The 16,505-nt window shown below is 46.3% G+C and carries 13 protein-coding genes; all 13 read right to left on the reverse strand.

The window, feature by feature from the left end:
* Window positions 1-200: hypothetical protein (locus tag ACFTRD_RS30785; protein WP_379386670.1), on the reverse strand; the 200-nt coding region annotated here is incomplete at its 3' end.
* A 455-nt stretch (window positions 201-655) separates the two neighbouring features.
* Window positions 656-1,345, reverse strand: a complete 690-nt coding sequence (locus ACFTRD_RS30790; protein ID WP_379386672.1) for an Imm3 family immunity protein — start codon at window positions 1,343-1,345, stop codon at window positions 656-658.
* A 23-nt stretch (window positions 1,346-1,368) separates the two neighbouring features.
* The gene (locus ACFTRD_RS30795) at window positions 1,369-4,947 is read right to left on the reverse strand and encodes a deaminase domain-containing protein (protein ID WP_379386674.1); all 3,579 of its coding nucleotides are present in this window, start codon (window positions 4,945-4,947) and stop codon (window positions 1,369-1,371) included.
* Between the two features lies 1 nt (window position 4,948).
* On the reverse strand, window positions 4,949-5,386 hold the full coding sequence (locus ACFTRD_RS30800; protein WP_379386676.1) for a DUF4280 domain-containing protein: 438 nt from the start codon (window positions 5,384-5,386) through the stop codon (window positions 4,949-4,951).
* A 17-nt stretch (window positions 5,387-5,403) separates the two neighbouring features.
* Complete coding sequence (locus tag ACFTRD_RS30805; RefSeq protein ID WP_379386678.1) at window positions 5,404-5,934, reverse strand: hypothetical protein; 531 nt, start codon at window positions 5,932-5,934, stop codon at window positions 5,404-5,406.
* Window positions 5,916-7,022 (reverse strand): pentapeptide repeat-containing protein, encoded by a 1,107-nt coding sequence (locus tag ACFTRD_RS30810; protein ID WP_379386680.1) that lies wholly within the window; start codon window positions 7,020-7,022, stop codon window positions 5,916-5,918. Before ACFTRD_RS30810 ends, ACFTRD_RS30805 begins: the two co-directional genes overlap by 19 nt.
* Before the next feature lie 20 nt (window positions 7,023-7,042).
* Window positions 7,043-8,458, reverse strand: a complete 1,416-nt coding sequence (locus tag ACFTRD_RS30815; RefSeq protein WP_379386682.1) for a hypothetical protein — start codon at window positions 8,456-8,458, stop codon at window positions 7,043-7,045.
* Window positions 8,459-8,473: 15 nt separating this feature from the next.
* Window positions 8,474-9,112: a hypothetical protein gene (locus tag ACFTRD_RS30820; protein WP_379386684.1), complete on the reverse strand. Its 639-nt coding sequence runs from the start codon at window positions 9,110-9,112 to the stop codon at window positions 8,474-8,476.
* A 33-nt stretch (window positions 9,113-9,145) separates the two neighbouring features.
* Complete coding sequence (locus ACFTRD_RS30825) at window positions 9,146-9,919, reverse strand: DNA and RNA helicase (RefSeq protein WP_379386686.1); 774 nt, start codon at window positions 9,917-9,919, stop codon at window positions 9,146-9,148.
* A 31-nt stretch (window positions 9,920-9,950) separates the two neighbouring features.
* Window positions 9,951-12,602 (reverse strand): molecular chaperone, encoded by a 2,652-nt coding sequence (locus tag ACFTRD_RS30830; RefSeq protein ID WP_379386688.1) that lies wholly within the window; start codon window positions 12,600-12,602, stop codon window positions 9,951-9,953.
* Window positions 12,603-12,634: 32 nt separating this feature from the next.
* Complete coding sequence (locus ACFTRD_RS30835) at window positions 12,635-13,324, reverse strand: iron-dependent peroxidase (RefSeq protein WP_379386690.1); 690 nt, start codon at window positions 13,322-13,324, stop codon at window positions 12,635-12,637.
* Between the two features lie 7 nt (window positions 13,325-13,331).
* The gene (locus ACFTRD_RS30840; protein WP_379386692.1) at window positions 13,332-14,624 is read right to left on the reverse strand and encodes a normocyte-binding protein; all 1,293 of its coding nucleotides are present in this window, start codon (window positions 14,622-14,624) and stop codon (window positions 13,332-13,334) included.
* A complete protein-coding gene (locus tag ACFTRD_RS30845; protein ID WP_379386694.1) occupies window positions 14,624-16,468 on the reverse strand; it encodes a serine/threonine protein phosphatase in 1,845 nt (614 codons plus the stop codon). Before ACFTRD_RS30845 ends, ACFTRD_RS30840 begins: the two co-directional genes overlap by 1 nt.
* Window positions 16,469-16,505: the final 37 nt, after the last annotated feature.

A 16,505-nucleotide genomic window follows, 5' to 3' on the forward strand; every position in this document is an offset into this window, starting at 1 on the left:
ATTTCTGGTAAATCTATTGGTGGAGCAATTATGAAGCCACTCAAGTCTGTATTTGGAAGCTTTCCTTCGCGATATTCTATAAATTGGCCAGGATAGTCAAAAACTTCTTGCCCACTATTTCCAGAAAAACAAACATCATCAGTAAATTCTATACCTGTTAACAATACGTCTTCCATTCGCAAAATATTAACATCAATCATTTAATATCATCCACTCCATTTAGATTATTTGGGTAAATCAGATTCTATTTTAAAATCCCGTAAAATATAATTACAGTGCGCACATGTTTGGAATGGTACATCGATGACTGGCTTTGAAGAGCCTCCAGGTCTTATCACATATATTAAAATATCATCAATAGCAGCACTTGGATTATCCAATAATGCCTTATTAGTTGCATACACCTCAGCATGCGATCCTGAACCATGTGTATACAAACTATAAGGATCATAAATGTCGTCTTGCATATTTTCTATTCTAAAATGTACCCTATGAGATCGACTTTTTTTAAAGTGTCCATCTTATAGGGTACACTTTAGTTTGGACTGTTTGGATAATAAAGGCGGATAAAAAACCACAATACAGCGTTTAGCTCGCATTGTGGCGTTGTTGTTTGTATCATTCTAAATACAGATCGTTGAAAAAACAAATTGATCTATAAATTTTGAAGTTTAGTTAAGACTTCCTTGATTCGCATAGAAAGATCCAACTTTTCATTTTCCGACAATTGTTCCCCCACATCATTCATATCAAATTGCTCTAATTCATTTTTTATTTTCAAAAACTCACCTATAGCATTAATTCTATATCTGATAAGTAGTTCTGCAAGTGTTGTTCTAACAACTATTTTTTCACTTAATGTACTCCTACATTCACGCTCGAATCGTTCCATTATTTCCTCAACAAGCTCAATTGCATCTTTCTTCTCATTGAATAAAATCCCAAAGTAATTTTTAACTTCCTTTTCTATTTCAAAGTAGTAATATCTTGTATTCGGACTATAATCTACAGGTATACTTTCAATTCCATCAAGCACCATATCTCTTCGTTCTAATATGTCCTGATAATCATCTGGAGCTATTTCATGTTGTAACTTATTTAAATCTAGAGAATTTAATGCATCAATTATCTTTTGTTTCGATTTAACAAAAATTTTTGAATGTGTTAAATGAATTCTCCCTTCCGCAATAGACAATACTGCTTTTTCCATTTCACCTCTTTTATCCATACCGAAGTATGCCTCACATGTGCAAGCAAGAGCTTCAGGACCACTCATTCCCTCACTTTTAAAATAAAAATAGTTTTCATAAAAAGCTCCAAATAAAGCCTCATAATTTCGTTTCACTTTATGTCCTCCCAATAAATTTCTTATGGCTCAACTATCTTATCACCATTATGGATTACCTCAATATCAATATTGGGATAATCTTTGTGAAACTTGCCTATAATTCTACTACAACTTCCACATGTATCTAATTCAGTAAATAATTTAATTTTCCCACGAGCTTTTGATGGATCTGACAATTTATCAAGTCTAGATGCCAAATCATTGAGAATTTTATACTCAGTATCATTGTCTCTTAATCTTACATTACCACTCCTATCTGGTGCTTCAGTAGCCTCGTACTTTGGTTTTGTTGGTTTTAATGAATAATCAGCATAGGTCTTTTCCTTATTATCCCCGTTCAAACTACTATGAGAATAAAATTCATTCTTGTCAATTCCTTCAATTTCTACCTTCGCATACGCAAAATTTAGATCACCTTTAATCCTATTAGAAAGCTTACTTCTTAACACTTTAACTTTATCAATAATAAAACCTTCTGTTTCTAAATCAATTACTCTTGTTGGGAATACTTTTCCATGACTTACCTTAGGAACATCACCCGTCCCCTCAGCCTCTGATTCACTTTTTTGTCTTTCTTCCTCTTCCCTTTTACGTTTTTCCTCCTCTTTTTTCTTTTTATCATCTTTATCTTTTCCTTTTTTCTTCGATGAATCTTGTTTCCACTGATTATGACTGTTGGGAATCTGATTCTCTTTCTTGTTAGTGCTAGATGAATTTGTTCCTTCACCCTCGCTCGACTTTTTCCCTGTACCTGTATTTGATCCTGTAGTGTCCGCTTCTCCGGATGTTTGGGTCTTCTTACTGGTATTCGGAGTTGGATCCTCTTTCTTGCCGCTGCCTGATGAGCCTGTTCCTTCACCGTCGCTAGGCTTCTTCCCTGTACCTGAACTCGAACCCGTACTATTAGTTTCACCCGATGATTGCGACTTCTTACTGCTGCTCGGGGTCTGATTCGGTTTATGGCCATTGCTGGAGGAACTTGTTCCTGCCCCATCGCTTGACTTATTCCCAGCATTCGAGCTTGTTTTCCCTCCGGAACTAACTTCCCCAGCACTACCCGACTCTTTGGGCTTGTTGTTTCCCAAGTTGCCCCAAGGCTGAAACCGGATGATTTGGCTCTCTTTATAATAATCGCTGACGGCTTTAACAATCACATCTTTTGACTTTTTCACAAATGTCTTTGTTTTGCTTGTAGCCGGTTTATCTGTCATCGTTGTTCCTTTAGAAGCAGCACTTGGAGAACCCGTTGTTCCTGGATGGTCTGAGGATTCGGGTACACCTGAAGAGCCCTTTTTCGCGCCTACTCTGCCCGTAAATCCATTGAACTCCCCGTCCAATCCTTTCATAGTCATCTCGTGTTGCTCGAATTCACCCATCAGGGTAGATAGTTCTTCTTCGCTCATGGGAGCCATAATCCGCCGGGCAAGATACTTCTTCTGTTCGACCGTCAGATTCTGTTTCTGCCAGTAATTATAGTCACCAAGCTCCTCAGCAGTGATGTCTATTCTTCCGATATCTCGAGCAATACCGTTATGATAAGGGCCGAAGAAAAGTTCATATTCAATGTCATTCTGCTGCACCTTCCCATAATGCACCAGCGCTTCCTTCAACTCTTGGTCAATCTGTTGATGAGCCCACTTCTCCCTCGTATAGCCTGGAATCTGATAATACATCTGGCTAATTTCCTTATCCTGCTGATGCAGTTTCTTCACAAAATCCAGAAAGGAGGTAGCCGTGGTTAACTCTCGTGCAGCTGAGACAACTTTGCCCAATAACTGGCGCTTGTACCCCTCCTCTCCCTCCAGCATACCTACAAAACCATCTTTTAAACGATTCAGAAGTTGTAGGGCAGAAGGCTTAAAAGACCCCGTACTTGGGATACCCGAGATCATGCCGATGGCTGCAGCGCCAACGGCAACGGCCTGTGCTGCAACAGCTGGTGCACCTCCCAGCATACCCAAGACGGGGATCATGCCCGCCATGGCGACCGCTGCGCCAAACAGCGAGGCCACCTTCATGTTAACCACGGAAGGCTGCATAGCAGCTGCTTCGGCTGCAGCTGCTGCTTGAGCTGCCTCATATTGTTCAAGCGGAATCAGGGGCGGCTCCGGCTCGGGCGGCAAATCGGCTACTACGACCGGTGCCTTATGACTGCCTTCCTGTTGGAGCAGTCCAGCACGAACATCAGCTTGTCCATCCAGAATAAAGCTGCTTCCCCCGCCAAGGAGCCAAATTGCTTCAGGTGCGGTAGCTTCGATCTGACCTGCCTTAAGCGATAGACTTCCACCCTGAATCGAGATGTTACCTGCACTCTGCATCACTACGCCCTGATCATTCAGTGTGATGACAAGTCCGGTTCCAGCCTGTACGGTCACTTCATCCGATGACATGCCAATCGATGGTCCATCAGGATGACTCCACATTTTGTGCTGCGTTCCACCAGAAGCCGAACGTTTGCCTTCCGGCACTGCATTCCTGACATACGCCTTGGACTCCCGACTTCCGGGTATGTACAATTCCACCGTGTCGCCTATCTCCGGCATCAGATAGAGTCCACTGTGACCTTCGGCGACGTAGGATGTCGCTAGCGGATAGGGGCAGGAAGACTCCGGCTTAATCGGACCATCTTCAATGTACAGTTCCATCTGTACACGATCACCAATTATGCGAGTAACCTCACCGTACAGGGACAAGCCAATGACATCCAGAAGATCGGATCGTGGAACCCGAATATGATCTTCCAGCATCATGCGATATGTAGTCATGAGCAACCCGGATTCCAGGCGGGATTCCGCTTGAGTTACCGTTAATTCCTTCCCGTCGGGCATCTCTACCTTGTCACCCAAAGCATAGGTTTCATAGCTCTCCATCGTGTAGATGAGTGCCCCCTTTGTGCCTTTGGAGCTCTGCACGATATAACGATGCTGCTCATCCCCATGCCAATTCAGATGGCCCATTTCTTTCTTGACATGATATGGACGATCCAGAGGCCATTTCCACAACTTTCCCATGGGTAACCCGAAGAACAATTTCGGTGAAGCCGCTGTCACCTCAGGCACCAGTACGGTACCGAACCGGGAAGCCAGACGTCTCAGAAACATCCAGTCGGTTTCTCTATATTGTAAAACAAGTTCTCCCAATTGGGTATTCTCTGTGACATTATCGATTACATCCGAGTAGGTATACGCCTTCATCACGTATTTAACTAATTCACCATAGGACATCGCCCTGTTCTGGAATGCTCGCTCGGATACTTCAATGTCCAGCTGATATGTATTCGATATGGCCTCTAGTTCAAACCTGTAAATGCCACCAACCAAATGTATAGTTAATGAGGTCATCACGCCATGAAACAGACGCCTTACAGATTTCCCCATTTCATCTAGCTGTCTTAGTACAATCGGTTCCCCTTCAGCCTGAACATGAAGGATACCTGGTCCTTCTTCCTCCGGTATAACTCCGCTAATATATAACTTCGCATGCTCATTGATCTGGCGGGTAATTCGGACTTCTTCCAGCCACTGCACTTTATACGGCCAATATAAACGGAGTTGCTCGTACCCTATGCGTTCCTGTACCTTTTTCTTGGATTCACTCATCTCAAAAATCCAGCTGCTGTCCGTCATCCTCGATGACGATATCTCCACCATACAGACACTTATGCGTACAGTGACCAAGTAGAGCAGCTTTCCCTTCCACCTTGGCATCTCCTTTGCCATGCAGCCAAGGCATTGTCAAGACGGGTACACACGGTGCTTTCTTCACCCCATAGATATCCACCATCATACTGTTGGATACAGCCGGATTCTCCAGATTGGAGCAATTCCCAAATGATCCAATATGGACTCCTGGAACATAATCTTCAATCGTCAACTGGGCCTTGCCTTTGATATAAACGCCATGACTGAATGGGATCTTCAATCGGGTGCGCTGTGTACCACAACTGCAACGCACAATGGCCCCGGCAACCACATAGCTCTTGGAATCTCCTGTAGCAGATTGAATACTGATCTCACTCTCTTGGTTACCTTGTGCCATTTTCCCCTCTCTCCTTCCTAAATTGTCTGTTCTTGCTCCAGACGGACCAACTGGATCCCGGCAAAATCCCGACGCAACAGACTCTCCGCCAAAGCTAGATTAACGACGATGATAGACTCACGAGGTTCCTTTAATTGAAACAATGGAAGTGCTGTCCTACCACGACCCAGTACAATCCGTTTCAGATTCCCATCCAGATGACGTTCCGTTTGGGGAGAGAGCACATCCATAGTCGTTGGATAAATGGCCCAATACGTCTCCTGGGACATACGAGCTTTGTCCGTCAGCACTGCTGCCCTGCGAATTAAGGCGGGATCGTACAACGTAAATACTTCCAGCATTCGGTCCGATACGAGAGGTACAGGACGCTCCAAATAATCGGTGTAGTCTACATTAGGTCTGCTTTTGACTGAAAGGTTAATCGCGGTGTGATCACTGCCCCCTTCCTGAAAAGAAGCATTCCACTCTCGCCGCTGTACCTCACCAACCGCTTCTGTCTCTACACGATTTATCCATCTGGTATCCGGCATCAGCCTAAAGTATCGCATGGCAATTCCTCCTTAACGGACTCATCAAATATTACATCTTCCAGATCTGCCCCATCCCATAACACGTCAGTTAGGTTCGCTCCACGAAACACAGCTCCACGGAGTCGCGCTCCCCTGAAATCTGCTCCGGCCAAGTTGGCATTCTCGAAGTTGATAGCTGAGTACCCTGGACCCTGTATTCGTCCATCCGGATGGCCTTCTTCCCCGTTAATGCCCCTGAATACAGCCCTTTCCAGTGAACATCCACTGAAGTTCGCACCGTATAGGAGACTGTCCGCAAAATTGGTATCTCTCATATCACAGTTATGCCAACGTGTGCCTACCAGCACACAACGTTCAAAATCCGTTGATTTTAATCTGATGTCATTAAACCTGCTATACCGGAAGTCTAGGTCGCTGCATATCATCTCTTCCATGTCCAGGTCATGATAGTCCGCATACATCCCGCCCAAACCATCACCCTCTTCAAGCTCCCTGCCGATTTCCTCCAAGCTCCGTTCTCGTTGGTCAAGGCGATACACACATTCACTGGAATCCAAATATTCCCCTACACGAATCTCAAATACGGGCTCCACCTTTATATCCGATATCAGTTGAGTATCAAAGAGCTGATGGAAACATTGACGAATAAAATAAACAACGTAGCGGTGGACCAAAGCTGCCTCTCGAAGCCGTATTCGATCCAGTTCAACCATTGAAATCTTCCCCTGATAATCAGGAAGAGTCTTCTTCAAACGAACAAGCATCTGTTCCAAACAATCGAAGGCCCACTTGGCATCGTATATTGCCCGTATAGGGTCTCTGTCGAGAAGCCATGACATATCACTGGCTTCGGCAAGATAATGCATCGCTCCAGTGGCGACTTCTGTCCGCAACATGGAATATTGGATATAAGCCACATTCCCTTTGGCACCAATCTGTTGACTGTGCCTTACTTTGCTGGTCAATTCCTCGAAATATCCTAGGAACTCCGCAGTCAACATTGGGGATTGGCTATTTAACGTATGTTGAAGGTCATCCATCAACCTGATCCGTTCAGGCTCCACTTGATTCGTATAAAAGTGCAGTAGTGATTCCTTCCGGCTCACTGACTTTCCTCCTTCCAACATTAATTGGATTTCACTTCTGTCCCGCTCATTTGAGCCTGACCATCGAGCCTTATTTTCCCTCCTCCGCCTTCAAGAAGAAGCTCTGATCCAGCAGATAATGTGATTTTCTTTCCTGCTTTTAACGAAATGCTCCCTCCTGCTGACATACTTACCTGCTGACTACCTGCAATATGAATACCTTCATTTCCACTGAGCCGAATATATACCTCGCCTTCTTTGCCGCTAATGATTACAGCGTCTGGAGTAAGACGTATCTCTTTCCCATGAGGAGTGCGGAATATTTTATGATCCGGATTGTTCAGCTTGTTGGTGGATGTTGACTTGTTATCCAGTCGTGGAGCACCCGTGGCGTAAGCGTCTTCTTCATACATCGTTGGAAAATATACAGCTACTGGGTCACCAATTTCGGGCATGACATACCAGCCCGTCTCTCCCTCTGCAATGTACGGGGATTGATACAACAGCCACAGCGCATCTTCCATCCCTTGTTTATCATCGCAATCGAGATGCACCTGAACCTGTCCACCATGAACACCGATAACACGTCCCAATAATGAGCTTCCAGCAATCAGCGGATTGTAGTACGTCTTCTGTCGCAATCCTTTGTGAAGACTCAGCACATATTGATGCTTTAGAATACCTCCGGCGAGTTCCGTATAGGCTTCTGTAAGATACAGACTTCTGCCACGGAATGTGATATGGTGTCCCAGTTCCATGACTTGATCTGTCTCCACTTCGTATACAATGAAGTCACTTTCATTCACATTTACAGTCTCGTTCTCCGTGAAGTACATGAACGGAGTCATGTTTTTGTGGACGGTATAACGTGTATTATCCAGTTGGATCGAGTTACCATGCTCATATACGCCGAAATAAAATTTAGGACTGTCGAATTGAGCCGCAGGCATCAGACTTGTATGAAATCGGGAAGCCAGTCTTCTGAGAAATGCCCAGTCTGTTTCCTGATATTGCACAGCAACCTTGCCAATCTTGGCTCCCCCGGTCCCCTCATCGATCACGTCCAGTCCCGGATAATCCTGATCCAACTCCTTTAACAATTCAGGGAGCGTCATCTGGATGTTTTGAAACGTACGCGTTCGCTTCTTGACATCCATCAGGTACGTATGTGAGATCGCTTCAACCTGGAGCGTATATACGCCCCTCACAACCTGTACTTCTACAGATAATGGAATGCCTTTGAATAGCGGACTTTTGTTCCCCTCCTCATCCTTTTGCCACACTTCAATCGCAGTACTTTGATCGGTAACATCCACATATCGATCCTTCCATTCCTCGGATACCATGCCTTTGAAAACAAGCCGGGTGTGCTCATTCATCTTTTTGCGTATCGTCAATTCCTGGAGATGTACCAGCTCATAAGGCTCAATGATCAGATTTTCATATGTCAGACTCATGGGTTCAGCTCCTCTCTAATTCAATTCGACAATGAGTGTATCCAGAAGTGCGGCACCAGGTTCCATCCAATCCTTCTTCTCTTCGTCCGTACAGTTAAAGCCATAAACAAGAACTTTCTGATTTAAAATGGTGAACACCATATGGTTATAAATCTGATCATTCAATCCCTGAACAGCGAACTGGCAGTAACCTGTGGAAAGACCAGCATCCGTCACTCGAACACCATGTTTTTTCCATTCTCGTACAGGTTGAGTTGCACGAATCACATCAGCCATCGATTCCGTAAAGGAATTCAACTCTTCCGGAGTAAGACGATGATCCAACGCCTTGAACGTAAAGTTGATCGTTCCCGAATCATTGGTATAGATCCATTCAGGACGATGGGACGATGGATATTTTAACTGGGCTTCTCTCTCCGTTACCAAACGAAATAAGCGGGGAAGAGATACGGTAACCTTGCCCTCATATAGCTCAGTTCTTCTCAGATGTATCGTTTCCTGTTCAAGGTGTATCATTGTTAATGGCTCGAATGGTTTAACTTCCCTTGATTCAGGAGAGGATTCAACATCTCTAGTCTCTGTTCCTTGATCAGGTTCGCCGTTCAATGTTTTACCATATAACATGGGGATTATTTTGCGATCCATATATTCCATTAGCGAATTACACCCTCCCATTCTCTTGAAATTTCAATCCACAATCATTCGATGTGGTCCACCTACCGGGTGCCCTGAGCGTCCCGTTCCCCGGCCTGCATTCGCCAATATGCGATCCAGATATCGATGAATCTGCGCATGATCGTATTCTCTGTACTCCAGCCCCAATCGACTGGCAATGTGATGCAAAATGACGCTACGCGCAACCGTTCCTTCATTGAGACACATCATGGCGAAGACCAGATCCTGGGGATCAGTGCTCCCTGTTCGAAGCAATCTCTCGGCATAATCCTTCATAACAACCGGGGATAAGGTGCTTGCCCCCTCGGCTGCATAAGGGACATGAATGACATGCAAGGTATTGAATTCGGTTGCCAAATCGGCAAAGGTTTGATAGTCCCGCCGTAGCCTAGCCCCTTCCTTAAGCTTGAACCGGGCCAGCTCCATCTCCCCTGGTGCGCACGTTGTCTCTTCATCCAAATGCAGTTCCGAATGACTCGTGGTCATATCACTCCCCGTTTCATCTGCGGTAAACCGAAGCTTGAGCACGTTCACCCGGCCCGTAGCCTGGTATGCCAGTTCCATAGGCTCCGTCAGCATATAAAGCCTTCCTTTGTGCAGTACCATCCCCGGAGCGACAACCAGCTTGTCCGGGAACACTTCCACTTCCGCCCCTGCAAGGATGCCGTCAGCATAACTGCGGTAGTACAGCTCGATGTAGTCTCTTGGGAAATTGCGCAGTCCTTCCAGCATCGACGTTTTCAGGATTCTTCCTTTGTGAAAATGCGGATACGAATACGTGAACATGGACGCTATCCCTCCTTTCTGCTGGCGATCCTTACTTCATTCCATCAAAAAAGTCCAGTTCCGATAAATCCGTTTCAAACGGGAGCAGCTTCTGCGGACCCAGATACAGCCGTTCATTCCTCCGGGCTACAGGCAATACATGAAAGCCCCAATGGCGATCATCCGGAAACACAAAAAACTTCGTTTCTCCATTTACGATGGAATCCGTATCATCCTGCGGGATTTTATCTCCGTATTGATCCCGGATATCTTCATAGAGTACCTCTTTATAGAAGTCCGGACGGTTGGCATAGACGATTTTCTGTCTCAGCTGACCATCGCTTCCGCTAAGGTACAACTCCACTTCTGCCGTCTCGAATGGACGGGAAATGCTGCCCGGAATGCCATCGCTCCGATCCAGACTGCTGATCAGCGTTTTTTCACGTCCATTATGCGTGTAGGCACTTACGGTATACGGAATTACAGCGGCATCATGCGTGATGTCGGCTTGAACGCTTCCTGTTTTGCGGGCACTCAGATAACGGATTGCCCCTCGAAGGCAGGCAAGTTTAAGATCAGGTACACGCCCTTCCGCAGGTTTTTGCCGAAATTCAATGCTTCTGCCTGGAACGAACTCTTTTAGCGCTTCCCGAAATACATCAATGCGGCAGGACTGACCTGTCAACTTGATAATTGAGTATTGGCTCATCCGCCCCTGACGATAGAAATCATCCAAAAACTTGCGGACTACTTCATAAATATCAGCCTTAATCAGCTGAGTAATTTCTTTGATGTTAAACACCACATCCGGGAACTCATATTCATCCTTCAGCTCACCGTTTCGTTCTACCGAGAGGAACCAACGCTCCATGGTGGTTATTTGCAGATCACTGTCCCCGTCGCCCTCCATCTCGGAGTGGAATCGGTTACGTAAGATGCCTGTTTTGCGAAAAAATTGCTGCTTCATCTCTTCTGCGATTTCCCACAGAAAATAGAAGTTGCCTCTCACCCGCAGATACTCATCCCGTGAACGATTCTCTCGACGCGCAAACGCGGTAGGGATGATGTGTTCTGCCTCCTCATATCGCTGCTCCAGCTTCTGATAGACGGACTTCACGCCCTCTTCGTCCACCTGACGGAACACATCCGCACCGGGTGCCTCGATCAGGCTATCAATATCCGTCACCTGACGACGTCCGCTGTAATAGTCGGCAAACACGATTTTCATGAATTGCATGATACGGTAGGTAATATTGTGACCTCCGAAGTTGGTATCCCCATTTTCGTAAGTGGTATGGATGTCCAGTTTATACGCCATATGACCGTCCTCGATCGTAAACGCACAGGATGACAAATCCGTCGTTCCACCGCCACAATCAATCACGAGTGCATGATACGTCTGCCCTTCCATAAAAGCACCGCGTTCCATCCCGTCTGCAAGGGTGTTATAGAGCACAGCCATTCCTTCATCCAGCGCATACGTCTGCTCAATCCGATAATCGGGAAGCATCTCTCCAAACATCTGCAAAAACTGTGTTTTCATCTTCACCGGACTGGTAAAATGCACATGGCGAAATTTGCACTTGAACTGATGCTCTGCCGTTCGGATGATGTAATTCATGTACGCACGCAGCAGATCCATACGAGAAACCATAGCTGCATTCCCATGAACATCGACGATTTCTTCCATTTTGTTGTAATTGTTTACCCAGCGCTTCATGCTGCGGAAGACACTCGCCCGGCTGCTGTATCCTCCCCGACGCATGCTTCGCAGCGCTTCATAGCCGAACTCGTAACGAATGTTCGCTGGATCCGAGCACTCCGCCACACCGATGGCCGTAGGCAGGACCTCAATCCAGTCCGTATCTTTGTATGAAGGATCGGGAAAAGAAACGTAGTTGATGGCATCCATACGCACTCGTCCATTCAGCAAATCCTGGCTGCTCGGAGCCTGAATATAACCGTTATGCAAATAGGCGCCTGCCGTCGTATTGGAGGTGCCAAAATCAATCGCAAGCACTGCTTCTGTCGGTTCAAGTTCCCGGATGTCCAGATCGGCCAGTGGGATTTGAGTATATTGAATATGAACCGGTGGAAGCGGTCCGCTGGCATAATAGGTCTGATATAAATATTCCGAGTCGCGTTTACGGAAAAAGAGAAGACTGTACTGTCTGTTTCCCGATCTCTTCCAGGTCGACCCACTTCCTGCTGTCAAATAAAAGGTTCCCGTTACGGATTCGTCCTTAACCAGGTTGAAGATACCACACAGCTCCATGCTCTCATTGACTAAAAGTACGTTGGATTCGGTTAATCCACCCGGTGCGGTGACCACGTAACGATCCAGCTTGTCCACGTTCAATCCTTCGTATAGAATCAGTCGCGCAGGTACACTAATGCCTCCATCACTGCTCATGGGAGCCGTCATATGACGAGAAATGGCCTTCTGTATACGCTCGAATCCGCCTTCAACAGACTGATCAATCCACAATACATCGTCCGCTCCCAAAAATTTTAAAATAATCCGAATTAGTTCTTCCCGCTCCGTCCGAGGCCCCAATCCCTCAATCAACCGTTCCTTGTAACAAATGTTCCGTAATTGAAATGTGGTCATGTCCATCAATTCTTCACGCGTATAACGCATGGTCCCTCTGGAACGTTCCCTGCTGGTGGCGTCAGGATACAATCGGTATGAATAGCCGTTCATCTATACTTCCTCCTTACAACTGCTGGTGCTGCTTAATATAGGGCAATCCCGTCCTGTATCATCGTATAGTCCACATCCAGAATGCCAAAATGATGACCCCAGTAGATTTCTGTGTCAAAACGAACCGGCAGGAAGAGTTCAAGAATCAATTCCAACTTTTCCTTCGCTTCCGTCCGTTCTGCCTGACCAATATATAAGAGCAATTCATCCTTCTCCTCACAATTGGCATAAAGGGTTGAACGTGGGAACATCCGGACAAGGGTATCCCTCAGCAGATGAACGGCCTCTCCCGTATCGTACAGACGGAGCATATTGCAGGCGATCACTTCCTGTTCCTCCCGTCCGAACAACTCCAGTCGCTGCCGTATCCGTTTCCCGTATACACCCGAATGCATATCATTCAAAATGAAGCGAATGTAATACTCCCTTTTATTCATCCCCTGCATCAAATCCATATCCGCCAGAAAATGAATGACCAAATCAAAGAGCGTCTCCCGCAATTCCACCTGCTCTTCGTTATTGATATCGAACAAATCCCTGAAAATATCAAAAAAACGATAATACGGATTGACTTCAATCGTACGTTCCACGTCTGAAGCATTCAGGTTCGTATGACTTAATTCCATGTATGGCGAATATACACGTGCAGGAACAAAGGTTACGTCTCTCAGATCAGTTCCATTACGCTTGGCGCGAATAATCAGATCCCATATATAATTCATATTGAGCTCACATCCATTCCCCTTCGCAGCGATATTCAGGGAAAGCCAACTGGATCTCGGATACCAGAAAGCTCAGCAAATCATCCAGAAAAATAGCCTGTCCTGGCTGAATTCCGTGTTTGCTGAACCTTAAAATCATTCGATGTTTATCTGCCTCAACACGGACATGATCGCTAACAAATCCATTAAGCGGGTACGTGATGCCCAAGGTGGGCCCAGGTGCCACCACTTTCACATCTTCCAGTTCCAATCCCTCTGCTGCCTGGAAAGCATGAACCATGCGAGCAATCTCCCCTTTGGATCGCACAGAGCGTCCTTCCTGACGCGCATATTTACCGGCAAACCCTTCCCGTTTGTTGTTGGAAAACAGCGGAAAGTCCATTCTACCGATTCGGGTTGCAACGGGACCGGCTATTTTCAGTACCGTCCATGAATCGGATTTCTCCAGCGGAGATACGATGGTGATATCTTCTTCCGATCTTTTGATATACCGAATATGCGATTCGTCTCCATCCACTAAATATCCGTGCTCAGTCCCTGTTTTGCGGAGCGGTAACACATGTTCATAATTGATGCGGTCCGAAGCCGGGACAGGGAATCCACCTGTTTTCATATCAAGCTTCTGAATATTCCAAAGGGGGATCATATTCGTTCTTTTATATGACTCAAACTCCTCCAAATGGATTGAAAGTTCTTTGACCACATGCTGTTTGTCCCATGCAGTTCCATCGTCCGAACCCACTAGAACACAATCAACGAATTTGAACACATAGGGTGCATTAATCGATTTCCATGGTAGGCTGTTTTTACGAAAGACCCGGTACAGTTCTTCAATTTTGGAGATATACGCTGTACTTGATTTCAACCGAACCGTTATGGCATGTCTGCCTTCACTCGTTACAATCTCCCCGCGAAATGTCCGATTACTTTTCAGCAGGGATTGGAGTTCCTGTTGCCCACATTCCATGTAGAACGTGAATAAACTCATCTCTTCCTTACGTGCCAGCGCTTCTGAAGCCTCGCTCAAATAAACAGTCTGTGGTGCAGCATCCTCCGGAAGAATCGGATACAGAAATTCATGAATGGGGTCCAAATCTTCCCGCGGACATAATGTGACATATACATCGTGGCGTTCCTCCAGCGGTACCACCTCGTCAAACACACGTTGCTCGATCTGTTTGTTTAGTGTCTCCTGATACTCCACAAGATTAAGAAAAACGCCTGTCATGAGGTCTTTGAGCATGCGGCGTTGTTCCAGATCCTCCATCTTGTTTAGACGGTCACGAATAATCTCTTTCATCACGAATCCCCTCCTTCCGTTGCTTCCTGTTCATTCTCTTCAGCCTCGGTGGTGTCGGTGCTTTCTTTAGCCTTTGAGGCTGAATTAATGCTAGCATTGCTTGTCGTTTTCCCTGAAGAAGAACCGGAGCCTGAAGCATCCACAGTCCCGCTTCCGTCCGAAGAGGCATTACCCGCGGAAGAAGTGCTCCCCGCTGAATTGCCTGTGCTCATCCCTCCCGCATTCCCGGTCCAATCCGAGTTTGAACCAGACGTATCCGTTGTTCCTAATCCTGCCGCATCCTGCGTAAGTTCTGCCGCCGGTACAGGTGGATTCAGTTTCTCATCCAGCTTATTTATTTTCCGCTCCATTGCCAACACGCGTTCCAACATATCGATCTCCTGATAAATTTCCTGTGCCGAAGCATAAGCATCCATGGCGCCACTATAATCTCCGGCTTCATTGAAGCGGTCACCCTTCTGTTCCAGCGTATCAGCCTGAAGCTGTCTGGATTGGCGCTTGATATCCGCCCGTTTGGTTTCGGCCGTCTCCAATTTGGTGACAACTTCCTTCAGTGCTTCCTTGTATGCGGTTTCCGTGGCAGCCGTTCTGGCCCTTTTATACAAAATGATCGCTCCACTGTAGTCTCCGTTCTGGAGTTTCAGATCCCCCTCGGTGATCCAGTCTTGTACTTGCTGGAAGGTGGTCATCTGTTCCAAACGTTCCTGAATGGCTTCCCGGTTGAACATACTGTAGGACTCAGACAATTCCAGTGCTTTGGTGTAACTGGCGGTTGCCTTGGGAATATCTCCTTCTTTCAAATGAGCTTCGCCGTCAACCAATGTCTGAGCAGCAGTCATCTTCGAAGTCAGCAGCTTTTTGTGCACAGGGTCCTTTATTTTGATCGAATTGTTGCGAGCAAGGCTGTAATCCGAGACGGCCTTGGCATACTCCTGTTCCTTCACGTACTGGTCAGCGTTCTGTTCGTATTGCAGCATATCTACTACCAGTTCGGCTTTTTTGGCTGCACTTTTCACCGCGTAGAAGATGCCGGCTCCACCAAAAATCAGGAGCATAACCAGCATGATAGCAATCCGCTTAATCCATTTCTTACGGTTCTTGGGCTCTTCATGAAAAATCTTGTTCACATAAATGGCTGCCGCACTATAATTTTCAATTCGTGAACGTTGCTTGCTAAGCATCACTTCTTCAAGCGTATCCGCCAGCGCTTGCGGGTCATTGGCACCTTCCACCGCATCAATCATCTCGGCATCCTGTACGCCTTCCCATAATCCAGGGGTGCATAGAACAAGCACATCGCCATCGGCAAGCTTGATCTTATCGGATACATACGGTTTGATCATGCCAGGTTTGCCCGCGTATTCATTCAGATTGCCGCGTTCATCATGCTGATCCACACGATCCTCTGCAATCTGGCCTTCCGCTGCCAGTTGGGCGGCTACGCTGTGATCCTTACTTTTTAATGCAAGCCTATTTCCCCGGAAATGATACAAGCGGCTATGTCCGGCAGATGCCCACACCATGCGTGTATAATCCGTCACTACAATGACGAATCCCGCTTTGAGCCTGACCCGGCGGCTTTCATACTGCAACCATTCATGTACAATCTTGATATATTCCGTCAGTCTGCGTTTGGACATGGTTGGCTTTTCCAAAAAGGATTCCAGAATGGTCTGTACTGTGATCTGTGCACTATTCACTTCCGTATCGGTGTCCAGACCATCTGCAATGACATAACAAGCCCAATCTTCCAGTTCAACGCAGCCGTAGAAATCCCGATTTTTCAGGAAAGACCCCGCTTCCGAGACAAAAGCCGTCTTGAATTCACTGTTCTCCTTCCTCATCCGTCTCCCCATTTCCCTTCCCTGTGCGTAGCCTGAT

This window comes from Paenibacillus sp. NPDC056933 (genome assembly GCF_042674385.1).
Taxonomy (GTDB): Bacteria; Bacillota; Bacilli; order Paenibacillales; family Paenibacillaceae; genus Paenibacillus.